Genomic DNA, 25,811 nt, shown 5'->3' with positions numbered 1-25,811 from the left:
GGACGGCAACGCTTCAAGCATCCAATGGCTCCGGTTCGATTCCGATCGACCGACAGGCCGCCGAATAGGTGTTGGCCAGCAGGCAGGCGATGGTCATGGGGCCGACCCCGCCCGGCACAGGCGTGATCCGACCGGCGACCTCGACGGCCTCCTTGAATGCCACATCGCCGACGACACGGGTCTTGCCCTCGGCAGCCTTGACGGGATCGGCCGAGGGGACGCGGTTGATGCCGACGTCGATCACGGTGGCGCCCGGCTTGATCCAGTCGCCCTTGATCATCTCGGGCCGACCGACGGCGGCGACCAGGATGTCGGCGGTGCGGCACAGGGCGGGAAGGTCGCGGGTCTTCGAATGGGCGATGGTGACCGTGCAGCTCTCGCCCAGCAGAAGTTGGGCCATGGGCTTGCCGACGATATTGGACCGACCGACGATGACTGCGTTCAGTCCCGTCAGATCGCCCAACTGATCCTTCAGCAGCATCAGACTACCCAGGGGCGTGCAGGGGACCAGGCCTGGCAGGCCGACGGCCAGCCGTCCGGCGTTGACGACATGGAAGCCGTCGACGTCCTTGTCCGGATCGATGGCGTCCAGCACCACCGACGAATCGATGTGTTTCGGCAGGGGCAATTGCACCAGGATGCCGTGAATGCCGGGGTCGTCGTTCAACTGGGCGATCATGGCCAGCAGTTCGTCCTGGGAGGTCGTCTCGGCCAGACGATGGGTGTCGGATCGCATGCCCGCCCGCAGCGTCGTCTCGCCCTTGTTGCGGACATAGATCTGGCTGGCCGGGTCCTCGCCGACGATGACCACGGCCAGGCCCGGCTTCACGCCCTGGCTGGCCTCCAGACGCGCGGCCGCGGCGGCGACGCGGTCCACCAGGGCGACCGAAAAGGCCTTGCCGTCGATCGGGGTCGCGCGTGGGGGCTCGGCTGACATGGAGGACTCCGGGGCGGGGAAATGGGGATGGCGCGATTTACAGCCGTCGCGGTTCGGCGTCTATGATCCGCTGCAGACTCCCGGAGATCCTCCATGAAAACCTCGTTCCTCGCCGCCGCCAGCGCCGTCGCTCTGCTGTGGGCGGCCTCGCCGGTCCTGGCTCAGGACGCGCAAGCCCTGAGGATCGGCGCTTCGGTGAACGGGGCCCTGACGGACGGCGACGCCGCGGCGACGGGAGACGAGGATTATCGCTATGACGACTACCGGTTCGAGGCGCGGGCGGGCCAGAGGCTGGAAGCCGTTCTGCGCTCCAGCGACTTCGACGCCTATCTGGCGCTCTATGCCGTGGGGTCGGACGATCCGCTGGCGGAGGACGATGACGGTCTGGGTGAAGGCACGGACGCCCGCCTGCAGTTCACGCCCGAAACCAGAGGAACCTATATCCTGCGCGCCCGCACCCTGTCAGGGCAGGACGGTGGAGACTACAGCTTGTCCTTAAGCGAACGACCGGCGCCGCCGCGCGCGCCGCGTCCGTCCGCCATCCGCCTGGGTTCGGAACTGACCGGTGAACTGACCGACCGCGACCCGGAGCAGGAGGACGGCGGTCACTACGACGCCTATGGTTTCCGCGCCGCCGCCGGTCAGAGGGTGGTCGTCACCCTTGAGTCCGAGGCCTTCGACCCCTTGGTGCGGATAGGCCGGATGAACGGCCCCGACTTCGTCGAACTGGCCCAGAATGACGACGGTCCCGATGATGGCTTGAACTCCCGTCTTGTGTTCACGGTCCCTGAGGCTGGAGAGTATGTGATCCGGGCCACGGCGCTGGAGGACGGGGAAGGGCGCTATACCCTCGGTCTCGCCGAGGCTCCGCCCGCGCCGCCGGCCAAGCCCATCGTCATCGGCGACAGCCTTACCGGCGCATTGGGCGACGACACCGGGATCAATGACGACGGCCAGCGTGCTGAATTCTATCGGTTCACCGCCGAGGCCGGACAGCGTGTGGCGGTGGAACTGTCGTCGAAGGACTTCGACACCTATCTGACCCTGCGCAGGGCGTCGGACAACAGCGTCTTGGCCCAGGACGACGACGGCGCCGGCTCGGGCACCGACTCGCGGATCGCCCAGACGCTCGAAGCAGCCGGCGACTATGTCATCGAAGCCCGCGCCCTTAGCGGCGACGGCGAGGGGCGGTTCGTTCTGAAACTGACCGAAGTCGCTCCGCCGCCGCCGCCGATCGTCGCGACCTTTGGCCAGACGGTCGAGGGCGAGATCACGACCGAGGATCCCCAGGCCGACGACGGCAAATATTATGACGCCTATGTCTTCACCGGCGTGGAGGGTCAGCGCATCCAGGCCATTCTTCGCTCGGGCGATTTCGACGCCTATCTGGAGGTCGGATCCGCCGACGGCGAATACGAAGCCTTGGCCAGCGATGACGACGGCCTGGCGGAAGGCACGGACTCGCGCCTGAACTTCACCCTGCCGGCCTCGGGCGACTACATCCTGCGCGCCTCGCCGCTGTCGGCGGAGGAGAAGGGGCTTTACGCGCTGGAACTGATCGAACGCGGCCCGGAGCCCAAGCCGGGCAGTATCCTGGTCGGCGCCACAGCGCGCGGGACGTTGGGCGTGACCGACGCCATGACCGACGAGGGGGCCTATTTCGACGCCTATAGGTTCCAGGCCAAGAAGGACGAGAAGCTGCGGATCACCCTGGTGTCCAACGCCTTCGACGCCTTCATCGACCTGGGCGAGGACGGCGAGGACTTCGACAGTCTCGCCAGCGACGACGACAGCCTGTCGGACACCCACGCCAAGCTGGACTGGACCGCGCCGGACGACGGCTGGTACGTGGTGCGCGCCCGCGCCTATGGTCCCAACGAGACAGGCGCCTACGCCCTGACCGTCGAACGCCAGCCCTGATCGCCCCACCGGAGCCACGATCCGGCCTTAGGCGGGCCGGATGAGCGACGCCCCTCCGACCGACCGCAAGGACCAGCACCTGGACGTGGTGCTGTCCGGGCGCGGGCGTCACGCGCGTGACGCCGGTTTCGACTCGATCCGCTTCGTGCATGAGGCCCTGCCGGACCTCGATCATGACAAGATCGACCTGGGCGCCGACTTCCTGGGACGACGGCTGAAAGCGCCCCTGCTGATCAGTTCGATGACGGGCGGACCGGCGCGCGCCGAGGCGGTCAATGCGCGTCTGGCGGAGGCCGCCCAGCATCTGGGCATCGCCCTGGCCGTGGGATCGCAACGCACAGCCCTTCAGGACTCCGCCGCAGCCGGGCTTGATCTGAGTTTGCGTCGCCGGGCGCCGGACACGCCCATCCTGTCGAACATCGGCGCGGCCCAGCTGACGCGCGGCTTTGGTCTGGACGAGGCGCGCCGGGTGATCGAGATGATCGGGGCGGACGCCCTGATCGTCCATCTGAACCCGCTTCAGGAAGCCTGCCAGCCCGAGGGCGACCGCGACTGGTGGGGCGTCGGGGCGGCGCTGGAGGCGCTGATCCGCAAGATCGAGGTTCCCGTGGTGGTCAAGGAGACCGGCGCCGGTCTGTCGGGCCGGACGGCGCGACGTCTGATCGACATGGGGGCGGCGGCCGTGGACGTCGCGGGCGCCGGCGGCTCCAACTGGGCCTTGATCGAAGGCGAACGCGCCGCCGATCCGGCCGACAAGGCGCACGCCCTGGCCTTCGCGGACTGGGGGATACCGACCCCGCGCGCCATCGTCGATGTCCGGCGCGCCTGCCCGGATGCCGTGGTGATCGGGTCAGGCGGGATCCGTGACGGGCTGGACGTCGCCCGCGCCATTCGCCTGGGGGCCGATATCGTCGGCCAGGCTGCCGGGGCCCTTCAGGCGGCGACCCTGTCCACGGAGGCGGTTGTGGCCCATTTCCAGGGCCTTATCCGGCAACTGAGAACGACCTGCTTCTGTACGAATTCCGGAAACCTGGCGGCGCTTCGTCGCGCGCCGCTTCAACCGTTCGACTGAGGGCCTCCGGCTGAGCAGATCAGGCGGACGGCAGCAGACCGTCCGCGAAGACCCGATAGCGTCCAGCCCGGACGCCGTCCGTCGCCCGGGCGATGTCGGGCGCGAAATAGTGGTCGCTGGCATAGGGCGCCGCAGCTTCGCGAACGAGGGTGAAGACCTGTTCCAGCGCCGGGGAGCTGGTCAGCGGGCGGTGGAATTCCAGTCCCTGGGCCGCCGCCAGAAGTTCTATCCCGACCACGGCGGCCGTGTTCTCGGCCATGTCGAGCAGGCGGCGCGCGCCATGGGTGGCCATGGAGACGTGGTCTTCCTGATTGGCGCTGGTCGGTACGGTGTCGACGCTGCACGGATGGGCCACCATCCGGTTTTCGGCGACCAGGGCCGCCGCCGTGACCTGGGCGATCATGAAGCCGGAGTTGAGACCGCTTTCCTTGACCAGGAAGGCGGGCAGTTCGCTCATCTTGGGATCGACCAGAATCGAGGTGCGACGCTCGGAGATATTGCCGATTTCGCACAGAGCCATGGCGATCTGATCGGCTGCGAAAGCAACGGGTTCCGCATGGAAGTTGCCGCCCGAGACGACGTCGCCGTCCTCGATGAAGACCAGCGGATTGTCCGTCACGGCGTTGGCCTCGCGCTCCAGCGTGGCGGCGGCGGTGTTCAGAACATCCAGCACGGCGCCCATGACCTGAGGCTGGCAGCGCAGGGAATAGGGGTCCTGCACCTTGGCGCAGTCGTCACGGTGGCTGTCGCGGATGGCGGACCCCGCCATCAGTTCACGCAGCCGCGCCGCCACGGCGATCTGACCGGGCTGGCCGCGCAGGGCGTGGATGCGCGGGTCGAACGGCGCGTCCGATCCCTTCAGGGCGTCGACCGAAAGGGCGCCGGCCGCGATCCCGGCGGCGAAGACGGCCTCCGCCGCGAAAAGGCCGGCGAGGGCCAGGGCGGTCGAGCACTGGGTGCCGTTCAGCAGGGCCAGACCTTCCTTGGGACCCAGGGTCAGGGGCGTCAGGCCGACCTGGGCCAGCGCCGCCTCGGCCTCCAAGGTCCGACCGTCCAGACGCGCTTCGCCGACGCCGATCAGGACGCAACTCATATGGGCGAGGGGCGCCAGGTCGCCCGAGGCGCCGACCGACCCCTTGGACGGGATACAAGGCAGGACATCGGCGTTGACCAGGGCGATCAGGGCCTCCAGCGTCTCGCGCCGGACGCCCGAGGCGCCGCGCGACAGGGAGGCGATCTTCAGCACCATCATCAGGCGGGTCACGGCGTCCGGCAGCAGGGGGCCGACGCCACAGGCGTGGCTGAGCACCAGATTGCGCTGCAGGGTCTCCAGATCGCCGGGCGCGATGGAGGTGTTGGCCAGGAGGCCGAAACCGGTGTTGACCCCGTAAACGGTGCGGCCCTCGGCCACGATGGCGGCGATCACAGCCGCGCCCCTGTCGACATCGGCCCAGGCGGCGGGCGTGATCGAGACAGTCGTCGGGCCGTCCAGTACGGCGCGAAGTTGGGCCAGGGTCAGAGGCTGTTCGCCGATGGTCAGGGTGGTCATCAATCAGGCCTTGAGGCTGGGAAGGTTCAGACCGTGCTCGCGCGCGGCGGCGCGGGCGATCTCGTAGCCAGCGTCGGCGTGGCGCATGACGCCGGTCGCGGGGTCGTTCCACAGCACCCGCTCCAGACGCGTCGCGGCCTCGGCCGTGCCGTCGGCGACGATGACCACGCCCGAATGCTGGGAATAGCCCATGCCGACGCCGCCGCCGTGGTGCAGCGACACCCAACTGGCGCCAGAGGCTGTGTTCAGAAGGGCGTTCAACAGGGGCCAGTCGGACACGGCGTCCGATCCGTCCATCATGGCCTCGGTCTCGCGGTTGGGGCTGGCGACCGAGCCGGAGTCGAGGTGGTCGCGGCCGATGACGATGGGACCGGACAGTTCGCCCGACGCCACCATGTCGTTGAACATAAGGCCCGCACGGTGGCGGTCGCCCAAACCGATCCAGCAGATACGGGCTGGAAGCCCCTGGAATGCAATACGTTCGCCCGCCATGTCGAGCCAGCGGTGCAAGCCGGGATTGTCGGGAAACAGCCGCTTCATCGCCGCGTCGGTCTTGCGGATGTCCTCGGGATCGCCGGTCAGGGCGGCCCAGCGGAACGGCCCGATGCCCCGGCAGAACAGCGGACGGATATAGGCAGGCACGAAACCGGGGAAGTCGAAGGCGTTCGTCACCCCCTCGTCGAAGGCGACCTGACGGATGTTGTTGCCATAGTCGACGACGGGAATCCCCGCCGACTGGAAGTCGAGCATGGCCTTCACATGGGCGACGATCGAGGTCCGCGCGGCGACGGCGACCGCGCCGGGGTCGCTGACCCGCTTGTTCTCCCACTCCGCGACGGTCCAGCCCGAGGGCAGATAGCCGTTGACCAGGTCGTGGGCGCTGGTCTGGTCAGTGACCAGATCGGGCCGCACGCCGCGCCGGATCATTTCAGGCAGGACGTCCGCCGCATTGCCTAACAGGCCGATTGAAATAGGCCTTTCTGTCCGTCCGGCTTCCTCGATCAAGGCCAGGGCCTCGTCCAGGGTTTCGGCCATGACGTCGAGATAGCGAGTCTTGAGCCGCATCTCGATCCGGCTGCGCTGGCATTCGATCGCCAGACAGGAGGCCCCCGCCATGGTCGCGGCCAGGGTCTGGGCCCCGCCCATGCCGCCCAGGCCCGCGGTCAGTATCCATTTGCCCGACCAGTCGCCGCCGTGGTGCTGGCGCCCCGCCTCCATGAAGGTCTCGTAGGTGCCTTGGACGATGCCCTGGGTGCCGATGTAGATCCATGACCCTGCGGTCATTTGTCCATACATCATCAATCCCTTGCGGTCGAGTTCTGAGAAATGGTCCCAGGTCGCCCATTTGGGCACCAGATTGGAATTGGCGATCAGGACGCGGGGCGCGTCCGCATGGGTGCGGAAGACGCCGACCGGCTTGCCGGACTGGACAAGCAGGGTCTCGTCCGCCTCGAGGGCCTGCAGGGTCTCGACGATCTTGTCGAAGGCGGCCCAGTCGCGCGCCGCCTTGCCGATGCCGCCATAGACCACGAGATCCTGCGGGCGTTCGGCCACCTCGGGATCGAGGTTGTTCATCAGCATCCGCATGGCCGCCTCGGCGACCCAGGTCTTGGCGGTCTTGTCCGGCCCGCGCGGGCTGCGGACGATACGGGTGTTCGGGGTGTTCATCGGGCTGTCTCGGCGAAGGCGATGCAGGCGGTCAGGACGCGGCGCAGATGCTGGCGCATCTCTTCGGCCCGGGCCGGTTCGTAGGGGCTGGGCCAGTTGTCGGGCGACACGGGTCCGGCGGGATCGAGGATATAGCCCCGGTCCGCCAACTCCATCTGGATGGCGTGGACCCCGTTCTCGGGCCGGCCATAGCGGCGGGTGGTCCAGCCGCCCTTGAACCGGCCGTTGACGACCAGGCTGGAGCCGCTGACGGCGCAGGCGGCCTCGACGGCCTGGGTCAGTTCGGGCGCGCAGGTCGCGCCGTCGTTGTCGCCGATATTGAACTGGGGCAGTTCGCCGTCGAACAGGCGCGGCACGACCGACCGGATCGAATGGGCGTCATAGAGGACGACCGGGCCGTCGATCCGCAACCGTTCGATCTGGGCCTGAAGGGCTGCGTGATAGGGATCGAACCAGGTCGCGCGCCGTTCGGCGATCTCGGCTTCGTCGGGTTCCTGTCCCGGACGATACAGGGGCTCGCCGTCGAAGGTCTCGGTCGGACACAGGCCCGTGGTCGTCATGCCGGGATAGAGGGAGGCGCCGGACGGATCGCGGTTCACGTCGATCAGGCTGCGCGACATGGCGGTGCGCACGGTCGTGGCGCCCATCTCGACGGCGAAATCATATAGCCGGTCCACCCACCAGTCGGCGTCCTTGCGCGCCAGCCAGGGCGAGGTCATCCGCGCCTCGACGGCGTCGGGGATATCGGTCCCGGTATGCGGCAGGCCGATCACCAGCGGCGCCGAACCTTCGTGGATGGTCAGCCAGTCGCGCGACATCTCAACCTCCCTCGCCAAATGGATCTGTCGTGGTATGTCTAGACATATTGATCGCAACGAGACGGACCTGTCCAGTGAGCCTTGAGCCGCAGCCTGTGGATCGCACCCTCTGGTTCGAGGCGGCCTTGCTGCCGGAGGGCTGGGCGCGGGATGTCCGCATCGGCGTAATGGGCGGCAGGATCGTGAACGTCGAAACGGGGGTCGCCCGCGGCCCCACGGACGAGGGTGGCGGCGTGGCCCTGCCAGGCGTGGCCAATGTCCACAGCCATGCCTTCCAACGCGCGATGGCCGGTCTGACCGAGGCTCGGGGGCCTTCTGACGACGACTTCTGGACCTGGCGCGAACTGATGTATCGCTTCCTGGACCGGGGCGGACCGGAAGAGATCGAGGCCATCACCGCCCTGGCCTTCGCCGAAATGCTGGAGGGCGGTTTCACCCGCGTCACCGAGTTCCACTATCTGCACAACGACCCGACTGGCGCCGCCTATGCGGACAGGGGCGAGATCGCCGCGCGGATCGTGACTGCGGCACAGGCCACGGGCGTCGCCCTGACCCTGCTGCCGGTCTTTTACGCCCATGCCGGGTTTGGCGGTCAGCCGCCGGCCCATGGCCAGAGGCGGTTCATCAATGATCTGGACGGTTTCGCCGACCTGGTCGGGCGGTGCCGAAGCCTGAGCGCGGACATGCCTGACGCGGTCGTTGGCGTCGCGCCGCACAGTCTGCGGGCCGTCAGCGCGGACGAGCTGGCGCGCCTGCCCGACATGGCCGGTGGCGGGCCGATCCACATCCATGTCGCCGAACAGACCAAGGAGGTCGACGACTGCCTGGCCTGGTCCGGCGCACGTCCGATCGAATGGCTGCTGGCCAACGCCCCGGTCGATCCGCGCTGGTGCCTGATCCACGCGACCCATGTGACCGAGACCGAATGGCGGGGCGTGGTCGCGCGCGGTGCGGTCGTCGGCCTGTGTCCGATCACCGAGGCCAACCTGGGCGACGGCGTCTTTCCGGCGGCGGCGTTCGCGCGGGCGGGCGGGCGGTTCGGCGTGGGCACGGACTCCAACGTTCAGATCGGCGTGGCCGAAGAACTGCGGATGCTGGAGTACAGCCAGAGGCTGGCCTTGCGCGGGCGGGCGGTGATGGCCGATCCGGGACGTTCCACAGGCCGCGCCTTGTTCGTGCGCGCCTTGTCCGGCGGGGAGCAGGCGAGCGGCGCGCTAAGCGGCCTATTCGTCGGCGGGCCGGCCGATATCGTGTCGCTGGATACGCGCCGGATCGCCTTCGCGGGTCGGTCGGGGGATGCGATCCTGGACAGCTGGATCTTCGGCGCGTCTACGGGATCGATAGGTTCGGTCTGGCGCGCGGGAAAAGAGGTGGTGCGCGACGGCCGGCATGTGGCGCGGGACGCCATCGAGGCTCGCTATCGCAAGGCCCTTGCGACGGTGCTGGGATGAGGGCCGACCCGCTGCATCGCCGGATCTACGCCGAACTGGAGGGGCGTATTCTGTCGGGCGAGCTGGCGCCCGGCGAGCGTATTCCGTTCGAACACGAGCTGACCGCCCGCTACGGCTGTTCGCGGATGACGGTGTCCAAGGCCCTGTCCGAACTGGCGGGTCGGGGCTTGGTGACGCGTCGGCGGCGAGCGGGCAGTTTCGTCGCCCAGCCCAAGGCCCACGCCGCCTTTCTGGCCATTCCTGACCTGAGGGCCGAGGTGCAGGAGCGTGGACAAGTCTATGATTATGTTCTGCTGGAACGGGTCGAACGAGATCCAACCGATGGCACCGAGGCTGAACTGGCCTGTGGCGGTCGGTTGCTGGAGCTTACTTGCCTGCACAGCGCGGACACGATTCCTTTGGCGCTCGAACACAGATTGATCGCTCTGGCGGCGACGCCTCAGGCCAAGACTGTGGATTTTCAGTCCGTTCCGCCTGGAAGCTGGCTTCTCGACTACGAACCCTGGACCCAGGCGGAAAACAGGATCGGAGCCGTCGAGGCTGATGTTCGCTCCGCGAGGTTGCTGAAGATGAAGCCGGGCGCCGCCTGTCTTTGCGTCGAACGCAGAACCTGGCGCGACGGCCAGGGGGTGACGCGGGTTCGCCAGGTGTTTCCCGGCGACCGTTATGATTTGGTGGCCCTGTTCTCGTCCGCCCATACGAAGGACCAGCCGCGATGAAGGCCGACCGACTGCTGATCGACTGTCACGCCGCCACCATGGTCGAGGGCGGGACCGCCTATGGCGCGATCGAGGATGCCGCCGTCGTCATCGCCGACGGGCGGATCGCCTGGATAGGACCGCGCGCCGAACTGCCGCAGGTGGAAGCGGTCGAGACCGAATATCTGAACGGCCGCTGGCTGACGCCCGGCCTGATCGACTGCCATACCCATCTGGTCTTCGGCGGCGACCGATCGGGCGAGTTCGATCAGCGGCTGGGGGGTGCGACCTACGAAGAGATCGCCCGCGCCGGCGGCGGCATCGTCTCGTCGGTCCAGGCGACGCGGGCGGCGTCGGAAGAGGCGCTGTTCGCCTCGGCCAAGACGCGACTGGAGGGGCTGAAAGCGACCGGGGTCACGACCGTCGAGATCAAGTCCGGCTATGGACTGGACCTGGACAGCGAACTGAAGATGTTGCGTGTCGCCCGCCGCATCGGTCGCGAGGGCGGGGTCCATGTCCGCACCTCCTATCTGGGCCTCCACGCCGTGCCGCCCGAGCACCGCGCCGATCGCGAGACCTATGTGGACAAGGCTGTGGATGAAATCCTGCCGGCCGCCCATGCCGAGGGACTGGTCGATGCGGTGGACGCCTATTGCGAACCCATCGCCTTCTCGACGGCGGAGGTGTCGCGCCTGTTCGAAAAGGCCCGGTCGCTGGGTCTGCCGGTCAAGCTGCACGCCGACCAGTTGTCGAACGGCGGCGGGGCGGCCCTGGCGGCGCGTTATCGAGCCCTGTCGGCCGACCATATCGAACATGCCGACGACGACGGCGTCGCGGCCATGGGGCAGGCCGGAGTGGTGGCGGTCCTGCTGCCCGGCGCCTTTCTGATGCTGCGCGAAACCCAGGCGCCGCCGGTGGATCGACTGCGCGCCCACGGGGTGCGGATGGCGGTGGCGACGGATTGCAATCCCGGCACCTCGCCGCTCGCCTCCATGACGGCCGCCCTGAACCTGGCCTGCGTCCAGTTCCGCCTGACCCCGGAGGAGGCGCTGGCCGGGGCGACGCGCGAAGCGGCGCGGGCCCTGGGTCTGCAGGATCGATGCGGGACGCTGGAAGTCGGCAAGGCGGCGGATCTTGCCGCCTGGGACATCGCGCGGCCCGCCGAACTGGCCTACTGGCTGGGCAAGCCGCTGCTGCACGCGCGCTGGATCGACGGACGACGATCTTAGATTGCATTTCGATATGAACTAACTTTAGGTTGCTTTCATGATCTGGAAGCAACCAAAGGATGTTGATGGCTTTATCGCCCACTGGGCCGACGTGCCGATCAGCGAACGGGCGCAGTACCAGACCTTCATCATCCAGCTGTGCCGGCTCATCGACGCCCCGGCGCCGGACGACGAACGAATGGGCGACCTCGACTATTGTTTCGAACGGCCCGTCCGGTTCCAGCATGAGGACGGCGCCGGCCACCCCGGATGTATCGACTGCGCCAAGCGCGGCTGTTTCGTGCTGGAGGCCAAACAGTCGTTGAAACGACGCAACGGCGGCCCGTTGGACCCCGCCGTGCAACTGGCGCTTTTCGCCCAGCCGACGCGACAAGGGCGGACGCCGTCGCCCGATGCGGTGGACCGGCTGATGCGGATCGCGAAGCGCCAGGCCGAGAACTACGCCAAGGCGCTGGACGAATGGCCGCCCTTCCTGGTCATCGTCGATGTCGGGCGGTCGATCGAGCTGTGGTCGGATTTCGCGCGGCAGGGCAAGGCCTATGCGCCCTTCCCGGATCGGGCCAACTACCGGATCGGTCTTGATCAACTGCGGGCGCCGGAGGTGCGCGAGCGGCTGAGACGGGTCTGGACCGACCCCATGTCCCTGGACCCCGCCGCCCAGGTCGCCGAGGTCACGACCGATATAGCCGCGCGTCTGGCCTGGCTGGTACGATCCATGCGCCAGCGGCAATCGCAGCCGACGGATGATCGCGTCGTGCGCGCCGCGCTGGCCAGCCGCACAGCCCTGTTCGTCATGCAGTGCATCTTCGCCATGTTCGCGGACAGCGTCGGCCTGATCGAAAATCGCGGCTTTCTGGGCTTCCTTGAGCGCTATCGCGGCAAGGCCGACCGATTCCACGAGGCGGCGCGGGTCTTCTTCGGGACCATGGATCGCGGCGGTCATTGCCTGGCGACCCAGCAGCGTATTCGCCAGTTCAATGGCGGCCTGTTCAGCACCGTCGATCCCATGCCCGTGACCGAACAGGAGCTGGAAGCCCTGATCGCGGCCGCCAATTGCGACTGGGCCATGGTCGAGCCGGCCATATTCGGCGCCCTGCTGGAACAGGCGCTCGATCCGGCGGAACGCGCCGAACTGGGCGCCCACTATACGCCGCGGGCCTATGTCGAACGGTTGATCGAACCGACGATCATGGAGCCGTTGCGCGCCGAATGGGAAGCGGTCGAGGCCCAGGCCATCGGCCTCTATGTCAAGGGCGAGGTCCGCGACGCGAGACGCATGGTCCGCGATTTCCACGACCAGCTCTGCCGCATCCGCGTGCTCGACCCCGCCTGCGGGACCGGCAATTTCCTCTATGTCGCCATGCGGATGATGAAGGAGCTGGAAGGGGAGGTGCTGGGCGCCCTCGCCGAAATGGGCGAGGCGCAGGGGCTGTTGGGACTGGAGGGCCATGTGGTCAGCCCCGAACAGTTCCATGGGCTGGAGAAGAACGCCTACGCCGCCTGGATCGCCGAGATGGTGATGTGGATCGGCTATCTGCAATGGCATTTCCGCCTGTTCGGCGACGCCCAGCCGTCCGAGCCGATCCTGAAGGATTTCCGCAGGGTCATCCGCACCGACGCCCTGGTCAGCTGTTCGCGGGTGGAACTGGCGCGCGACGCGGCCGGGCGGGTGATGACGCGGCCCGCCGGCCGGTTGTTCGACGAACCGGTCGACCGCGAGATCGAACACTATGTCGATCCACGGCCGACGCCCTGGCCGGAGGTCCATTTCATCGTCGGGAATCCGCCCTTCATCGCCGGCAAGGATCTGAGGGCGGAACTGGGCGACGGCTATGTCGAGGCGCTGGACGTCGTGCGCGGCGGACGTTTCCGATCCGCCGATCTGGTGACGGCCTGGTGGGATCGGGCGGCCGAGATCCTGACTCGCGAGGGTTCGATCCTGCGTCGGTTCGGTTTTATCACCACCAATTCCGTGACCCAGACCTTTTCACGCCGCGTCATCGAACATCATCTGGCCGCGCGACCGCCGATACGGCTTGTGTTCGCTATACCGGATCATCCGTGGATCACGGGCGCCGGCCGGGCCGATGTGCGCATCGCCATGTCGGTGGCCGAACGCGGGGAGCCCGACGGACAGGGGCGCTGGTTGGGCGTGGTGGAGGAGGCGGACCTGGACACGGATCTGCCCCGGTTGAGCTTCGTCGAGCGACAGGGCGTCATCGGCGCGGACCTGATGATCGACAACGGCCTGACGCGGGCGGCCGACCTGAAGGCCAATGCGGGGCTGGCCTATCGCGGCGTCCAGTTGATGGGCGCGGGTTTCATGGTCTCGCCGGGACGGAGTCAGAGCTTGTTGAGCGGGTCCGACCTGGGGGCGCCGTCGCCGCTCAAACCCTATCGGAACGGACGTGATCTGGCGGACCGGGCGCGAGGCGTGGAGGCGATCGACCTGTTCGGCTGGGACGAGGCGGAGGTGCGTCGCCGGCACCCGCTGATCTACCAACACCTGTTGGAGACGGTGAAGCCGGAGCGGGATCGCAATAACCGCGCCGCCTATCGCGACAACTGGTGGATATTCGGCGAGCCTCGGCGCGAGTTGAGGACGGCGCTGGAAGGGCTGGGTCGCTATATCGTCACGGTCGAGACGGCCAAGCACCGCTGGTTCCGCTTTCTGGACGCGTCGGTTCTGCCCGATAACAAGCTGGTGGTGATCGCCAGCGACGATCCGACAGTTCTGGCCGTGCTGTCGTCGCGGCCGCACCGGGCCTGGTTCGCCGCAAACGCCGGGCGGATCGGCGAATATCAACGCGAGGCGGTCTATGTGAAGGGGGTCTGTTTCGACCGGTTTCCCTTCCCCGACCTGACGTCGGATCAGGCGGCGGAGCTGGCGGCGCTGGGAGAGGAACTGGACGCCACCCGGGCGCGGGTGATGACGGACCATCCGGCCCTGACGATGACGGGCCTCTATAATGCGCGGGCGCGTCTGGGCGAGCCTACGCCGCTTTCCGAAGCCGAAAGACACCTGCACGACATCGGCCGCATCGGCATTCTCGATCATCTGCATAGACGCATCGATGGCGTGACGGCCCAGGCCTATGGCTGGTCCGGGGACCTGACGGACGCGGAGATGGCGGCGCGGCTGGCGCGGCTGAACCGGGACAGGGTCGGGGAGGAGGCCCAGGGCGTCGTACGGTTCGTCAGGCCCGATTTCCAAGCCGGTCGGGTGCAGGTCGAGCGGGGGCCGGTGCAGACCGAAGCCGTTCTGGTCGCGCCGACGACCAGGCCTCGTCTGCCGGTTGAGCCCGGTCCTCTGGCCTCGGCCCTGCTGTCTAGCCTGCGTCGTTCGGGCGTACCGATGCGGCCGGACGCTCTGGCGGCGTTCTTCGACGGCGGCGGCCTGCGCAAGACACGGACGATCGAGCATACGCTGGCGGTTCTGGCCGTTTCGGGCGCCGTACAGCGGTCCGAAGGCGGCTGGTTCGCGCCGAGACGTGCGGGCGCTCGCTGATCCCGCGAACGGTGCTAAGCCTTGAAGCTGGAGGGCTCTATGGCGAAAACCGAGACTGATGTCGTCATCGTGGGCGGCGGCCACAACGGGCTGGTGTGCGCCTTCTATCTGGCTCGGGCCGGGCTGAAGGTGACGCTGCTGGAGCGGCGTTCAGTGATCGGCGGGGCGGCCGTGACCGAGGAATTCCACCCGGGCTTCCGAAACTCGACCGCCAGCTACACCGTCAGTCTGCTCAATCCCCGGATCATCGCCGAGATGGATCTGGCTCGGCACGGCCTGCGGCTGGTCGAGCGGAGAATGTCGAACTTCCTGCCGCTCGAAGACGGCCGATACCTGGCGGCGGGGGAGGGGCGAACCCGCGCCGAGGTGGCGAAGTTCTCGCAACGCGACGCCGACAGGCTGGACGCCTATGAGGCCCGACTGGAAACCGTGGCGGCCATGTTGCGGGACCTGACCCTGCAGTCGCCGCCGAACATGGTTGAAGGCGGCTGGGCGACAGCCCTGCCCCAGATGTGGAAAGCCGGCATGGTCGGACGGCGTCTGGCGGGGCTGGATCAGACCGGGCGGCGCGACCTGCTGGACCTGTTCGCCAAGTCGGCGGGCGACTGGCTGGACGGCTGGTTCGAGAGCGATCCGATCAAGGCCCTGTTCGGGTTCGACAGCATCGTCGGCAACTACGCCAGCCCCTATACGCCCGGATCGGCCTATGTGCTGCTCCACCACGTCTTCGGCGAAGTGAACGGCAAGAAGGGAGCCTGGGGGCACGCCCTGGGCGGGATGGGCGCGATCACCCAGGCCATGGCCAAGGCGTGCGCGGAACACCAGGTCGATATGCGGCTGGATTCGCCGGTCGCCGAAATCCTGACCGAGAAGGGACGGGCGGTCGGGGCCGTGACCGCATCGGGCGAGGTCGTGCGGGCTCGGGCCGTGGTGTCCAACCTGCATCCCCGGTTACTGTTCGAGACCCTCGTCGATCCGGCTGTCGTGCCCCCGGACTTCGCCGAGCGGATGGGACGATACGCGTCCGGTTCGGGCACATTCCGAATGAATGTCGCCCTGTCGGAACTGCCGCGCTTTACCGCCCTGCCCGAAGCCGGGGATCATCTGACGGCGGGCATCATCATCGCGCCCAGTCTGGCCTACATGGATCGAGCCCATGCAGAGGCGCGCCTGAGCGGCTGGTCGTCGAAGCCGATTGTCGAGATGCTTATCCCCTCGACCCTGGACGATAGTCTCGCGCCCGACGGCGCCCATGTCGCCAGCCTGTTCTGCCAGCATGTATCGCCCGATCTCGCGGACGAGCATCGCGACACGGTCGCCGACCTGATGATCGAGACGATCGACGCCCATGCGCCGGGCTTCAAGGCTTCGGTACTGGGGCGGCTGGCGCTGGGTCCGCGCGATCTGGAGCGGCGTTTCGGCCTGGTGGGAGGCGACATCTTCCACGGCCGGCTCAGCCTCGACCAGTTGTTCAGCGCCCGGCCGGTGTTGGGCCATGCGGACTACCGGATGCCCGTATCAGGTCTGTACCTCTGCGGGTCCGGCGCCCACCCCGGCGGAGGGGTCACGGGGGCGCCGGGTCACAATGCGGCGAGAACGGTCCTGCGGGACCTGAAATCCTAGACCTGGGCGACGCCCATGGCCTTCATCAGGGCGTCGCGGACAGCGGCCTCGGTGAAGGGTTTCTGGATGGTCGCCGCGCCGCGCCATTCTTCCGGCAGGCCGCCTTCGCCATAGCCGGTCGAGAAGACGAAAGGCACGCCCCGCGCCCTCAGCGCCTCGGCGACCGGGAAAACCTGCCTGCCGGCGACGTTCACGTCCAGCAGGGCGGCGTCCAGATCCACCGTGTCGCGGGCCATCGCCTCGCCGTCGTCGATATTGGAGACGGGACCGACGGGAATACACTCCATGTCCTCGAGGATGGTCTCGAGCAGCATGGCGACGAGCGACTCGTCTTCCACAACAAGCACACGGCGGCCGTTCAGAGGCTGGGTCATTGGGCGGGTGTCCTGTCGAGTGGAACCGTCAGTTCCGCAATCAATCCATCGTTGGCGTAGACTAGATCGATCTCTCCCGCCAGATCATGGCGAATGTTTCGTTCAATCAATCGGCTACCGAAGCCTCTTCTGTCCGGTAGCGTAACTTCTGGCCCGTCCATTTCACGCCAGCTCAGCTTGAGCTTGCGATCGCGCTGATCCGCCAGGCCCCAGTCTACCAATACACGACCGTCCGGGATCGACAGGGCGCCGAACTTGGCGGCGTTGGTGGCGAACTCATGGATGATCATGCCCAGCGAGAGGGCCGTAGCCGGCGACAGGGGAATAGCCGGTCCGTTCAGGCTGATGCGGGACGGCCCAAAAGCCTCCGTCTCGTGTTCCAGCATGGCCCTGAGGTCGGCGCCTTCCCAGTGGGTTCGCGTCAGCAGATCGTGAGTATGGGACAGGGCGAGGATCCGAGACTGAAAGGTCTCGGCGAAGGTGGCGGGGTCGCGGTGGGACCGCGCGGTCTGGATGGCGATCGATTGGACCGTGGCCAGGGTGTTCTTCACCCGATGGTTCAACTCGTCGATCATCAGCTTCTGGCGCTGCGTGGCCCGGACGTTCTCGGTCACGTCGTGGCCCTGGACGAAGATGCCGACGACAGTCCCGTCTCCGTCGCGGATCGGCTGGTAGATGAAATTGAGGTAGAGTGTCTCCAACGGCCCGCCCTGGGTGCGCTGGAGCAGCGCCCGGCTCTCTCGCCCCTCATAAGGTTCGCCCGTCTCGAAGACCGTATCGAGGAACTCGTGAAAACCTTGGCCCGCGAGTTCCGGCAGGGCTTCTCGCAGAGGTTTGCCGGCGATGTCGCGATGGCCGATCAACTGGGCATAGGCGTGGTTGTGCATCTGGAAGCAGTGGTCGCGCCCGGTCAATATGGCCACGAAGCCGGGCGCCTGCATGAACATCTCGACCAGGCGATTGCGTTCGGTTTCGAGACGCCGATTGTCTTCCTGAACCGACTGCGCGCGCCGCAGAACGGAACCACCTATGATGGCGTCCAACGCCGAAATAGGTTCGTCGGCGCGGACGGCGGGTGACAGGTCGGTGATGTCGGTCGTGTGCTGAAGCAGCAGCACCACTTCGCCCTCGGCGTTCAGCAGCGGCGTATGGGTGGCGCTCCAGATCCGTTCTTCGAACTCCTCGCCGCCGTCGGCGCGCGGGCGGGGGACCGCATATCGAACGACGGCCAAGTGATCGCGCTGGCGCGTATCACGCGCCTTTTCAAGAGAAGCCCGGACCTGACGTACATTTTCGGGCGCATTCTCGCCGGGCCCGGAATCAAAGGTCGTGAACAGCGGCTGACCAAGGATGTCTGCCCGTCGTGCGCCGAGCGCATCGACATAGGCCTGGTTCACGTCAGCGATACGCAGGTCGGGGGTCAGCAGCAAATAGGGGTTCGGCGAAGCCTCGAAAGCGATCGCCAGGTCGGCGGCCGAAACGCCCATTTTAGTCAGTACAGTCAATCTACGCCCCAGCCCGCCCGGTTCCAAACGCAGCACGGGCCAAAGGGTTCGGCGCCGTACACAAAATTCGATGTTCAAAGCATCGTCATTGGCGTGTCGGAAGAATTTGCTAAGCACGGCGCATGACTTTTGCCGGCGCCTTGGCCACCCTCTCGCTCATGATGGCTCAACCGACAGATCAGCCGCCGGCTGAACAGCCCGTTCTTCAGATCGAACAGGGCGTCCTGGCGGGGCAGGCCGACGAGGCCGTGGCCTCGTTCAAGAACATCCCCTATGCGGCGCCCCCGGTGGCGGAACGGCGCTGGCGGCCGCCGGGCGCGGCCCCGCATTGGGAAGGACAGAGGGACGCCTCCACCTATGGGCCGCTGTGTATCCAGGCGACGCCGCAGGGGGATCCCGGCGTCGGCCCCCTGCCGATGAGCGAGGACTGCCTGAACCTCAATGTCTGGCGGCCGACCGACGTCAGCGCGCCCGCCCCGGTCATGGTCTGGATCCACGGCGGCGGACTGGTCAACGGATCGGGTACGGCCGCCCTCTATGACGGCGCGCCTCTGGCCCGTCAGGGCATGGTGGTGGTGACGCTGAACTATCGACTGGGGCGGCTCGGCTTCTTCGACCACCCGGCCCTGGCGGCCGAGCGACCCGCGGATGAGCCGGCAGGCAACTATGGGCTGATGGACGTCATCGCCGCGCTGAACTGGGTCAAGACGAACATATCGGCCTTCGGCGGCGACCCGACCAATGTCACCGTCTTCGGCGAATCGGCGGGCGGGGCCATCGTGACCCGGCTGATGATCTCGCCGCCAGCGCGCGGCCTGTTCGAACGGGCGATCGTTCAGTCGGGGCTGGGGCGGGAGCTTCAGACCCCGCTGGACCGTCGCGGCGCCTATGACCTGCCATCGGCGCGCGAGAGGGGCGAGGTCTGGGCCCATGGCCATAATCTGGTTACGGCGGCGGACCTGCGCGCCGCGCCTGTCGAACAGTTGCTGACCCCCGCGCCTGTCTTCGCCAACGGCGACCTGACCCTGATCGACGGCCGGATCGTGCCGACCACGATCGAAGCCGCCTTCCGCGCCGGTCGACAGTCGCCCGCGCCGCTGATCATCGGCACCAACAGCGCCGAGTTCTGGTGGATGAAGCCGACGGACCGCAACGGCTATGGCATGATCGACGACGACATGACCTGGCTGGAACGGGCCATGATCACGGCGGCCTATGGCGGGGAAGCGAACTTTGATCGGGCCTTCATGACCGATGCGGTCTTCTCGGAACCGGCGCGGCGGCTGGCGCGGCTCCATGCCGCTGCGGGGCATGACGCCTATCTCTACCGGTTCGACATTTCCTCGCCCGACAATCCCGAGCCGCACGGCGGAGCGACCCATGCCATCGAGCGTCCGTATGTGTTCGGGACCCTGCCGCTGCTGCCCTATCCGGTGCGAGACGCGGACCGGGAGGCTTCGGCGGCGATGATGGGCTACTGGACCACTTTCGCCCGGTCGGGAGATCCGAACGGCGTGGGCCGGCCCGCCTGGCCCAGGATTTCGGGGGAGGACACGCGCCTGATGTGGTTCAGAAACGACGGTCCGGAGGCCGCGCCCGTGCCTGAGTCGGCCCGGCTGGACCTGCTCGAACTGTTCCGGGGGCGGCCTCACATCGTCAGCAAGGCCGTTCGGACGTCGAACTGAGCGCAGGTCTAGCCGGCCAAGGTGGCGCTCGACTGTTTCTCTTTCAGCGTGACCAGTTCCTCGGCCATGGTCGGGTGAACGGCGCAGGTGGCGTCCCACTGGGCCTTGGTCAGACCGGCCTTCACGGCGATGGCGGCGAGCTGGATCATCTCGGGACTGTCAGGGCCGACGATGTGAACCCCGACGACGCGCTGGCTGTCGGCGTCGACGACCAGTTTCATCAGGACGCGTTCCTCGGACCCGGTGAAGGCGTATTTCATCGGCCGGAAACGGGTCAGATAGACATCGACTCCAGCCGAGCATGAGCGGCGCGCTTCGGATTCCGTGAGACCGACCACGCCGACGGGCGGCTGGCTGAAGACGGCGGTGGCGACGGCCTCGTAGTCGAAATGCTGGGGGTTGTCGCGATAGACGGTCTGGTGGAAGGCGACCGCCTCGCGGATGGCGACCGGGGTGAGATTCATCCGGTCAGTGACATCGCCGATGGCCCAGATATTGTCGGCCGTGGTCTTCGAATACGGGTCGACCTTGATGGCGCCCTCGTCGTTCAGCTCGACGCCGGCGGCCTCCAGCCCCAGCCCCTTGACGTGCGGGATGCGGCCGGTCGCGAACATCACCACGTCGGTCTCCAGCTTCATGCCGTTCTCGAGGTGGTTGATCAGGCCGCTGGCGGTCTTCTCGATCTTCTCGTGCTGGCAGCCCAGAACGACCTTGATTCCCCGCTTTTCGATCTCGCCGGCCAAATGGGCGCGCACGTCGTCGTCGAAGCCGCGCAGGATGTTGGGGCCGCGATAGATCAGGGTGGTCTCGACGCCCAGCCCCGCGAAGATGCCGGCGAACTCGACCGCGATATAGCCGCCGCCCGCGATCAGGATACGCTTGGGCAATTCGGGCAGGTGGAAGGCTTCTTCCGAAGTGATGGCGTGTTCGATGCCCGGCAGGCTTTCCGGCTTCCACGGGCGTCCGCCGGTGGCGATCAGTATCTTCTCGGCGGTGAAGGTCTGGTTCTTGCCGACGATCTCGACCGTATGGGCGTCCTTCAGCACGGCGCGACCGTGGACCAGTTCGACCCCGGCCTTGCCCAGGTTGGCGGCGTAGATGCCGGACAGGCGCGCGATCTCGACGTCCTTGGCTTCCAGGAATGTCGGCCAGTCAAACCGGGCGTTGTCGAAGGACCAGCCATAGCCCTCTGCGATCTCCAGAGCGTGGCTGACCTCGGAGGCCATGACCATGAACTTCTTGGGCACGCAGCCCCGGATGACGCAGGTGCCGCCGACGCGATATTCCTCGGCCACAGCGACCTTCTTGCCGCCCAGGGCCGTCAGGCGGGCGGCGCGGACCCCGCCGGAACCGGCGCCGATGACGAAGAGGTCGTAGTCGTAGTCGGCCATCTGGTGCTCCGGTCAGACCTAAAAAAACAGGGTCTGAATAGTCTGAATCGTCTGAATACGTCCCGGGCAGGCCGAGGCGTGGCCGGGACTTAGGCGCCGGGTCCAACCGGTACAAGGCGAGACCGCCACGCTTGGGCCACGCGGGCCGCTGCGATCGATCAGGGCGTCAGGGTCTCAACGCCGGAATCCTGACCGATGATGGCCAGATCGGCCAGATCCAGGAACAGGCCGTGTTCGACCACGCCGGTGATCAGTTTCAGATCGTCGGCCAGCCGGACGGGGTCGTGAATGGCCTTGCAGGCGGCGTCGTAGATCAGGTTGCCGCCGTCGGTGCGGACCAGGCCACGATCCGCCTGGCGCACGCGCGCCGGCTGGTTGATGTCGTGGTCGATCAAGACGTCGGCGACGCGGTTGGCCGTGGTCTTGTGACCGAAGGCGACCACCTCGATCGGCAGGGGGAAGGTCCCTAGGACAGGCACCACCTTGGCCGCGTCGGCGATGACGATGCAGCGGCTGGACGCCTCCCACACCAGTTTCTCGCGCAACAGAGCCGCGCCGCCGCCCTTGATCAGGGCCAGGCCGGGACCGATCTCGTCGGCGCCGTCGACCGTCAGGTCGATGCGGGGCGTATCCTCAAGCGTCGACAGGGTCAGGCCCAGTTCGCGCGCCAGGTCGGCGGTCTTTTCCGAGGTCGGGACGCAGCGCAGGCCGGCCAGGTCGCGCGCCGCCAGCGCCTTGACGAACCAGGCGGCGGTCGAACCAGTGCCCAGGCCTACGACCATGCCGGCTTCGACATAGGCGGCGGCGGCTTCGCCGGCGTTCTTTTTCTGCAGATCGCTCATTTCAGCTTGGCGGCCTTGGCCGCTTCCTTCTGGGTTTTGGCCTTCTCGCGGAAGGCGGCGCCGGCGTTCGGCTTGGTGGTCTGGCGGGCGCGGCCGAAGGCCAGGGCGTCGGCCGGCACGTCTTCGGTGATCACCGAGCCCGAGGCGACGATGGCGCCTTCGCCGATCATGACCGGCGCCACCAGACTGCTGTTCGAACCGACGAAGGCGCCGGCCCCAACCTCGGTCCGGGCCTTGTTGAAGCCGTCGTAGTTGCAGAAGATGGTCCCGGCGCCGAGATTGGCGCCCGCGCCCACCGAGCCGTCGCCCAGATAGGCCAGGTGATTGGCCTTGGCGCCCTCGGCCATCTTCACATTCTTTACCTCGACGAAATTGCCGATCTTGACCCCCTTGGCCAGGTCCGCGCCGGGGCGAAGCCGGGCGTAGGGACCGACCTCGGCGCCGCCGGCGACATGGGCGCCCTCCACATGGCTGAAACTGCGGATCCGGGCGCCGCCCTCGATCACCGCGCCGGGACCGAAGACGACGTAGGGTTCGATGACGGTTCCGCCGCCGACCTGGGTGTCCCAGGCGAAATGGACGGTGTCGGGCGCGGCCATGGTGACGCCGGCGGCCATGAAGGTCTCGCGCTGGACCTTCTGGAACAGGGCCTCGGCCTGGGCCAGTTCGGCCTGGGCGTTGACGCCCATGACCGAGTCCTCGGCCGCGAAGACGGCGCGTGTCGAATGGCCGGCCTTGCGCGCCAGTTCGACGACGTCGGTCAGATAATATTCGCCCTTGGCGTTGTCGTTCGTCACGTCCGCCAGCAGGGAGAAGAGCAGGGCGGCCGGGGCGGCCATGACGCCGGAGTTGCAGGCCGTGACGGCCAGGACCTCGGGAGAGGCCTCCTTGGCCTCGGTTATGGCGACCAGGGTCTCGCCCTCGAGGATCAACCGGCCATAGGCGCCGGGATCGCGGGCCTCGAAACCGATGACGGTGACGCCGTCAGTGTTGAAGACGGGCTCGATATCGGCGGCCTTCAGCAGCGGCACGTCGCCATAGGTGACGATCACTTCGCCGTCGAAGCCGGCCAGGACCTGTTCCGCGGCGCGGACGGCGTGGCCGGTGCCCAGCGGCGGGTCCTGGATGGCGACGGCGTCTTCGCCCAGGCGTCTGACCACATGGGCGCGGACCTCGGGCGAATGGGTTCCGACCACGACGACGATCCGCTGGCAGCCCAGGGCCTCGGCGGCGTCGATGGCGTGATCCAGCATGGCGCGGCCGCCGACCGGATGCAGCACCTTGGGCAGGGGCGATTTCATCCGCGTGCCCTGGCCGGCGGCGAGAATGATGGCGGCGCGGGCGCGCGTCTGGCTGGTCATGAATCGTCTCGCGGTCTAGTCGTCCTGCGATCTAGCCCATCATGCGGGCCAGCGGGAGACATGGATGACCGATCGCGACCTGGAAGGCTGGACCATCGCCTTCGACCTGGACGGCACCCTGGTCGATTCCGCACCGGATCTGGTGGGGACGCTGAACCGGCTGCTGGTCGAGGAAGGCCTGCCGCCCGTGCCGATGAGTTCGGCCCAGACCCTGATCGGGTCGGGCGCGCGCGCCCTGCTGGTGCACGGGTTCGAGGCGGCGGGGGCATCGGTCGAACGGGCCGAGTCAGAGGAATTGTTCGAGCGGTTCCTCGTGGACTACACCGCCCATATCGCGGACGGATCGCGGCCGTTCGACGGGGTGGTCGAGACGCTGGAGCGTCTGGCGGCGCGGGGGGCCATCCTGGTGGTGGCGACCAACAAGCGGTCCGACCTGTCGGAACTGCTGCTGGAAAAACTGGACCTGACCCGTCATTTCGCCGCCATCGTCGGGCCGGATCGGGTCAGCGCGCGCAAGCCCTCGGGCGCGCACCTGACGGAGGCGGTGATCAAGGGCGGCGGCGATCCCGGACGCGCCATCATGGTCGGAGACGCGGCGCCGGACGCGGGGGCGGCGAGGGATGCGGGCATGCCCTGCATACTGGCCACCTTCGGCTACACGCCCGTGCCGGTCGAGGATCTGGGTGGAGACGTGCTGATCGACGCCTTCGAGGACGTCGAGGAAGCCATCGACGGCATCCTGTCCGACTTCTACGTCATGAAGGCGCTGAAGGTCTGAACAGTCGCGCTTACAGCGGCTGACAGGAGATCTGACGGCGATCGAACGCCGACGCGGTTGCGGATCGCGCCGGCGATGGACAGATTGGCGCACCCTGTCGAAAGTCCCTCAATGGTCGCGCGATTTTTCAAGATTCCCCTGTGGAAACGCACCTTCGCCGGTCTGGCGCTGGGGGTCATCGCGGGGCTGATCCTGCGCGAGCGGGCCGAGGTCTGGCTGCAGCCGATCGGCGACGTCTATCTGAACCTGATCCGCATGGTGGTGGCGCCCCTGGTGCTGTTCACCATCGCCAGCTCCATCGCCAAGCTGGGCGAGGGGGCAGGGGCCGTGCGGCTGGGCGTGCGGACCATCGTCTGGTTCGCGATCACGTCGCTGCTGGCCGTGCTGGTCGGTTTCGCCTTCGGACACATCGTCAACCCGGGCGTCGGTCTGGCCAACCTGCCGCTGGGCGAGGTCAAGGAACGGGTCATTCCGACCCCGCTGGAGGTGCTGATCGGCGTCGTCCCGACCAATCCGTTCGCCGCGCTCGCCGAGGGCAAGGTGCTGCAGATCATCTTCTTTTCGGCCCTGATCGGCATGGCTCTGGTGGCGCTGGGCGACCGGGCGCAAGGGGTGCGGCGACTGGTGGACGAAGGGGCCTCGGTCATCTTCCGCATCACCCGCTGGGTGATCCAGCTGACGCCGTTCGGCGTGTTCGGCCTGATCGGCTCGGTCGTCGGCGGCTATGGCTGGGAAGCCCTGTTGCCGTTGCTGAAATTCATCGGCGCTATCTACGCCGCCTGCCTGTTCCACATTCTGATCGTCTATTCAGGCCTGCTGAAGGTGCACGGCCTCAAGGTGACCAGCTTCTTCCGCGGCGCCTTCGCGGCCCAGCAGACGGCCTTCGCCACCTCGTCCTCGCTGGGCACCCTGCCGATCACCCTGCGCCAGACGGTTGAACGGCTGGGCGTGCCGCAGGCCTACGCCGCCTTCGCCGTGCCCCTGGGCGCCAATGTGAAGATGGACGGGTGCGGCGCCATCTATCCGGCCATCGCCTCGATCTTCATCGCCCAGTATTTCCAGATCGACCTGACCCTGACCCAGTACATCCTGATCGGCCTGACGGCGGTGCTGGGCTCGCTGGGGACGGCAGGCGTGCCCGGCACGTCGATCGTCATGTTGACCCTGACCCTGTCCACCGCGGGTCTGCCGCTGGAAGGCATCGGCTATATCGTCGCCATCGACCGGGTCATAGACATGATGCGGACCGCGACAAACGTGACCGGCCAGATGCTGGTCCCGGTGCTGGTGGCCAGGGAGGAGGGGATCCTCGACCAGGGCATCTACGACGGCCACGTCGCCTGGCTGCCCGGCGATCCGGAGGCGGAGACGCCGGACGCCGTGCAGGCCGCCGGAATCTGAA

The 25,811-nt window shown here is 67.4% G+C and carries 19 protein-coding genes; 10 read left to right on the top strand and 9 right to left on the bottom strand.

The genetic code is table 11. The features are described from left to right. Nucleotides 1-13 precede the first annotated feature (13 nt). Nucleotides 14-937 carry a bifunctional methylenetetrahydrofolate dehydrogenase/methenyltetrahydrofolate cyclohydrolase gene (locus H2037_RS01325; RefSeq protein WP_292116659.1) on the bottom strand — a complete coding sequence of 308 codons (924 nt, stop codon included), beginning with the start codon at nucleotides 935-937 and terminating at the stop codon, nucleotides 14-16. Nucleotides 938-1,030: 93 nt separating this feature from the next. Between H2037_RS01325 and H2037_RS01320 the strand changes: the two genes are divergently transcribed. Both H2037_RS01320 and fni read left to right on the top strand, forming a co-directional pair. Beyond that, nucleotides 1,031-2,857 (top strand): PPC domain-containing protein, encoded by a 1,827-nt coding sequence (locus H2037_RS01320; RefSeq protein WP_292116657.1) that lies wholly within the window; start codon nucleotides 1,031-1,033, stop codon nucleotides 2,855-2,857. 40 nt (nucleotides 2,858-2,897) lie between these two features. Further along, complete coding sequence (gene fni, locus H2037_RS01315; RefSeq protein ID WP_292116653.1) at nucleotides 2,898-3,929, top strand: type 2 isopentenyl-diphosphate Delta-isomerase; 1,032 nt, start codon at nucleotides 2,898-2,900, stop codon at nucleotides 3,927-3,929. A gap of 19 nt (nucleotides 3,930-3,948) precedes the next feature. Here fni and hutH read toward each other — a convergent pair whose 3' ends face one another. Genes hutH through hutG form a run of 3 tightly spaced genes read right to left on the bottom strand, consistent with a single transcriptional unit; the run spans nucleotide 3,949 to nucleotide 7,964 of the window. Then, a complete protein-coding gene (gene hutH, locus H2037_RS01310) occupies nucleotides 3,949-5,478 on the bottom strand; it encodes a histidine ammonia-lyase (RefSeq protein WP_292116650.1) in 1,530 nt (509 codons plus the stop codon). Nucleotides 5,479-5,481: 3 nt separating this feature from the next. Beyond that, on the bottom strand, nucleotides 5,482-7,146 hold the full coding sequence (gene hutU, locus H2037_RS01305) for a urocanate hydratase (protein ID WP_292116647.1): 1,665 nt from the start codon (nucleotides 7,144-7,146) through the stop codon (nucleotides 5,482-5,484). Beyond that, nucleotides 7,143-7,964 carry an N-formylglutamate deformylase gene (gene hutG, locus H2037_RS01300; protein ID WP_292116644.1) on the bottom strand — a complete coding sequence of 274 codons (822 nt, stop codon included), beginning with the start codon at nucleotides 7,962-7,964 and terminating at the stop codon, nucleotides 7,143-7,145. Before hutG ends, hutU begins: the two co-directional genes overlap by 4 nt. 74 nt (nucleotides 7,965-8,038) lie before the next feature. On the opposite strand from hutG, the gene H2037_RS01295 reads away from it, so the two are divergent. Genes H2037_RS01295 through H2037_RS01275 form a run of 5 tightly spaced genes read left to right on the top strand, consistent with a single transcriptional unit; the run spans nucleotide 8,039 to nucleotide 16,473 of the window. Next, entirely contained in the window at nucleotides 8,039-9,415 is a 1,377-nt protein-coding gene (locus tag H2037_RS01295; protein WP_292116641.1) for a formimidoylglutamate deiminase, read from the top strand. Beyond that, nucleotides 9,412-10,134 carry a histidine utilization repressor gene (gene hutC, locus H2037_RS01290; protein ID WP_292116638.1) on the top strand — a complete coding sequence of 241 codons (723 nt, stop codon included), beginning with the start codon at nucleotides 9,412-9,414 and terminating at the stop codon, nucleotides 10,132-10,134. The genes H2037_RS01295 and hutC overlap by 4 nt, the downstream gene beginning before the upstream one ends. Further along, on the top strand, nucleotides 10,131-11,342 hold the full coding sequence (gene hutI, locus H2037_RS01285) for an imidazolonepropionase (protein WP_292116636.1): 1,212 nt from the start codon (nucleotides 10,131-10,133) through the stop codon (nucleotides 11,340-11,342). Before hutC ends, hutI begins: the two co-directional genes overlap by 4 nt. A 37-nt stretch (nucleotides 11,343-11,379) precedes the next feature. Next, nucleotides 11,380-14,850, top strand: coding sequence for a DNA methyltransferase (locus tag H2037_RS01280; RefSeq protein WP_292116634.1), 3,471 nt, complete (start codon nucleotides 11,380-11,382; stop codon nucleotides 14,848-14,850). Nucleotides 14,851-14,889: 39 nt separating this feature from the next. Beyond that, the gene (locus H2037_RS01275) at nucleotides 14,890-16,473 is read left to right on the top strand and encodes an NAD(P)/FAD-dependent oxidoreductase (protein WP_292116631.1); all 1,584 of its coding nucleotides are present in this window, start codon (nucleotides 14,890-14,892) and stop codon (nucleotides 16,471-16,473) included. Here the strand turns inward: H2037_RS01275 and H2037_RS01270 are convergent. Further along, nucleotides 16,470-16,847, bottom strand: a complete 378-nt coding sequence (locus H2037_RS01270) for a response regulator (RefSeq protein WP_292116629.1) — start codon at nucleotides 16,845-16,847, stop codon at nucleotides 16,470-16,472. The genes H2037_RS01275 and H2037_RS01270 overlap by 4 nt on opposite strands. Then, complete coding sequence (locus tag H2037_RS01265; RefSeq protein ID WP_292116626.1) at nucleotides 16,844-18,352, bottom strand: HWE histidine kinase domain-containing protein; 1,509 nt, start codon at nucleotides 18,350-18,352, stop codon at nucleotides 16,844-16,846. The genes H2037_RS01270 and H2037_RS01265 overlap by 4 nt, the downstream gene beginning before the upstream one ends. 122 nt (nucleotides 18,353-18,474) lie before the next feature. Between H2037_RS01265 and H2037_RS01260 the strand changes: the two genes are divergently transcribed. Further along, complete coding sequence (locus tag H2037_RS01260; RefSeq protein WP_292116623.1) at nucleotides 18,475-20,037, top strand: carboxylesterase family protein; 1,563 nt, start codon at nucleotides 18,475-18,477, stop codon at nucleotides 20,035-20,037. 8 nt (nucleotides 20,038-20,045) lie between these two features. On the opposite strand, the gene gor is transcribed toward H2037_RS01260, so the two are convergent. The 3 genes from gor to glmU all read right to left on the bottom strand — a co-directional run bounded on the left by gor (nucleotide 20,046) and on the right by glmU (nucleotide 23,631). After that, nucleotides 20,046-21,428, bottom strand: a complete 1,383-nt coding sequence (gene gor / locus H2037_RS01255; protein WP_292116620.1) for a glutathione-disulfide reductase — start codon at nucleotides 21,426-21,428, stop codon at nucleotides 20,046-20,048. A gap of 158 nt (nucleotides 21,429-21,586) precedes the next feature. Further along, nucleotides 21,587-22,270: a ribose-5-phosphate isomerase RpiA gene (rpiA, locus tag H2037_RS01250; RefSeq protein ID WP_292116617.1), complete on the bottom strand. Its 684-nt coding sequence runs from the start codon at nucleotides 22,268-22,270 to the stop codon at nucleotides 21,587-21,589. Then, complete coding sequence (glmU, locus tag H2037_RS01245) at nucleotides 22,267-23,631, bottom strand: bifunctional UDP-N-acetylglucosamine diphosphorylase/glucosamine-1-phosphate N-acetyltransferase GlmU (protein ID WP_292116615.1); 1,365 nt, start codon at nucleotides 23,629-23,631, stop codon at nucleotides 22,267-22,269. The genes rpiA and glmU overlap by 4 nt, the downstream gene beginning before the upstream one ends. Nucleotides 23,632-23,695: 64 nt before the next feature. On the opposite strand from glmU, the gene H2037_RS01240 reads away from it, so the two are divergent. Beyond that, entirely contained in the window at nucleotides 23,696-24,409 is a 714-nt protein-coding gene (locus H2037_RS01240; RefSeq protein WP_292116612.1) for an HAD hydrolase-like protein, read from the top strand. Between the two features lie 111 nt (nucleotides 24,410-24,520). After that, nucleotides 24,521-25,810 (top strand): dicarboxylate/amino acid:cation symporter, encoded by a 1,290-nt coding sequence (locus H2037_RS01235; protein WP_292116609.1) that lies wholly within the window; start codon nucleotides 24,521-24,523, stop codon nucleotides 25,808-25,810. The last annotated feature ends 1 nt before the right edge of the window (nucleotide 25,811 follow it).

Origin of the sequence: Brevundimonas sp. (assembly GCF_013912065.1) — a bacterium.
Classification (GTDB): Bacteria; Pseudomonadota; Alphaproteobacteria; order Caulobacterales; family Caulobacteraceae; genus Brevundimonas.
The sequence above is the reverse complement of the archived record's forward strand: the minus strand, read 5'-3'. Positions and strand labels throughout refer to the sequence as shown.

Bases quoted from the DNA above. Each gene is read 5' to 3' on its own strand.
- H2037_RS01270 (WP_292116629.1), bottom strand. From the start codon at position 16,847: ATGACCCAGCCTCTGAACGGCCGCCGTGTGCTTGTTGTGGAAGACGAG.
- hutC (WP_292116638.1), top strand. From the start codon at position 9,412: ATGAGGGCCGACCCGCTGCATCGCCGGATCTACGCCGAACTGGAGGGG.
- H2037_RS01240 (WP_292116612.1), top strand. From the start codon at position 23,696: ATGACCGATCGCGACCTGGAAGGCTGGACCATCGCCTTCGACCTGGAC.
- fni (WP_292116653.1), top strand. From the start codon at position 2,898: ATGAGCGACGCCCCTCCGACCGACCGCAAGGACCAGCACCTGGACGTG.
- hutU (WP_292116647.1), bottom strand. From the start codon at position 7,146: ATGAACACCCCGAACACCCGTATCGTCCGCAGCCCGCGCGGGCCGGAC.
- H2037_RS01275 (WP_292116631.1), top strand. From the start codon at position 14,890: ATGGCGAAAACCGAGACTGATGTCGTCATCGTGGGCGGCGGCCACAAC.
- glmU (WP_292116615.1), bottom strand. From the start codon at position 23,631: ATGACCAGCCAGACGCGCGCCCGCGCCGCCATCATTCTCGCCGCCGGC.
- hutH (WP_292116650.1), bottom strand. From the start codon at position 5,478: ATGACCACCCTGACCATCGGCGAACAGCCTCTGACCCTGGCCCAACTT.
- hutI (WP_292116636.1), top strand. From the start codon at position 10,131: ATGAAGGCCGACCGACTGCTGATCGACTGTCACGCCGCCACCATGGTC.
- H2037_RS01235 (WP_292116609.1), top strand. From the start codon at position 24,521: ATGGTCGCGCGATTTTTCAAGATTCCCCTGTGGAAACGCACCTTCGCC.
- hutG (WP_292116644.1), bottom strand. From the start codon at position 7,964: ATGTCGCGCGACTGGCTGACCATCCACGAAGGTTCGGCGCCGCTGGTG.
- H2037_RS01260 (WP_292116623.1), top strand. From the start codon at position 18,475: ATGACTTTTGCCGGCGCCTTGGCCACCCTCTCGCTCATGATGGCTCAA.
- gor (WP_292116620.1), bottom strand. From the start codon at position 21,428: ATGGCCGACTACGACTACGACCTCTTCGTCATCGGCGCCGGTTCCGGC.
- rpiA (WP_292116617.1), bottom strand. From the start codon at position 22,270: ATGAGCGATCTGCAGAAAAAGAACGCCGGCGAAGCCGCCGCCGCCTAT.
- H2037_RS01325 (WP_292116659.1), bottom strand. From the start codon at position 937: ATGTCAGCCGAGCCCCCACGCGCGACCCCGATCGACGGCAAGGCCTTT.
- H2037_RS01320 (WP_292116657.1), top strand. From the start codon at position 1,031: ATGAAAACCTCGTTCCTCGCCGCCGCCAGCGCCGTCGCTCTGCTGTGG.
- H2037_RS01280 (WP_292116634.1), top strand. From the start codon at position 11,380: ATGATCTGGAAGCAACCAAAGGATGTTGATGGCTTTATCGCCCACTGG.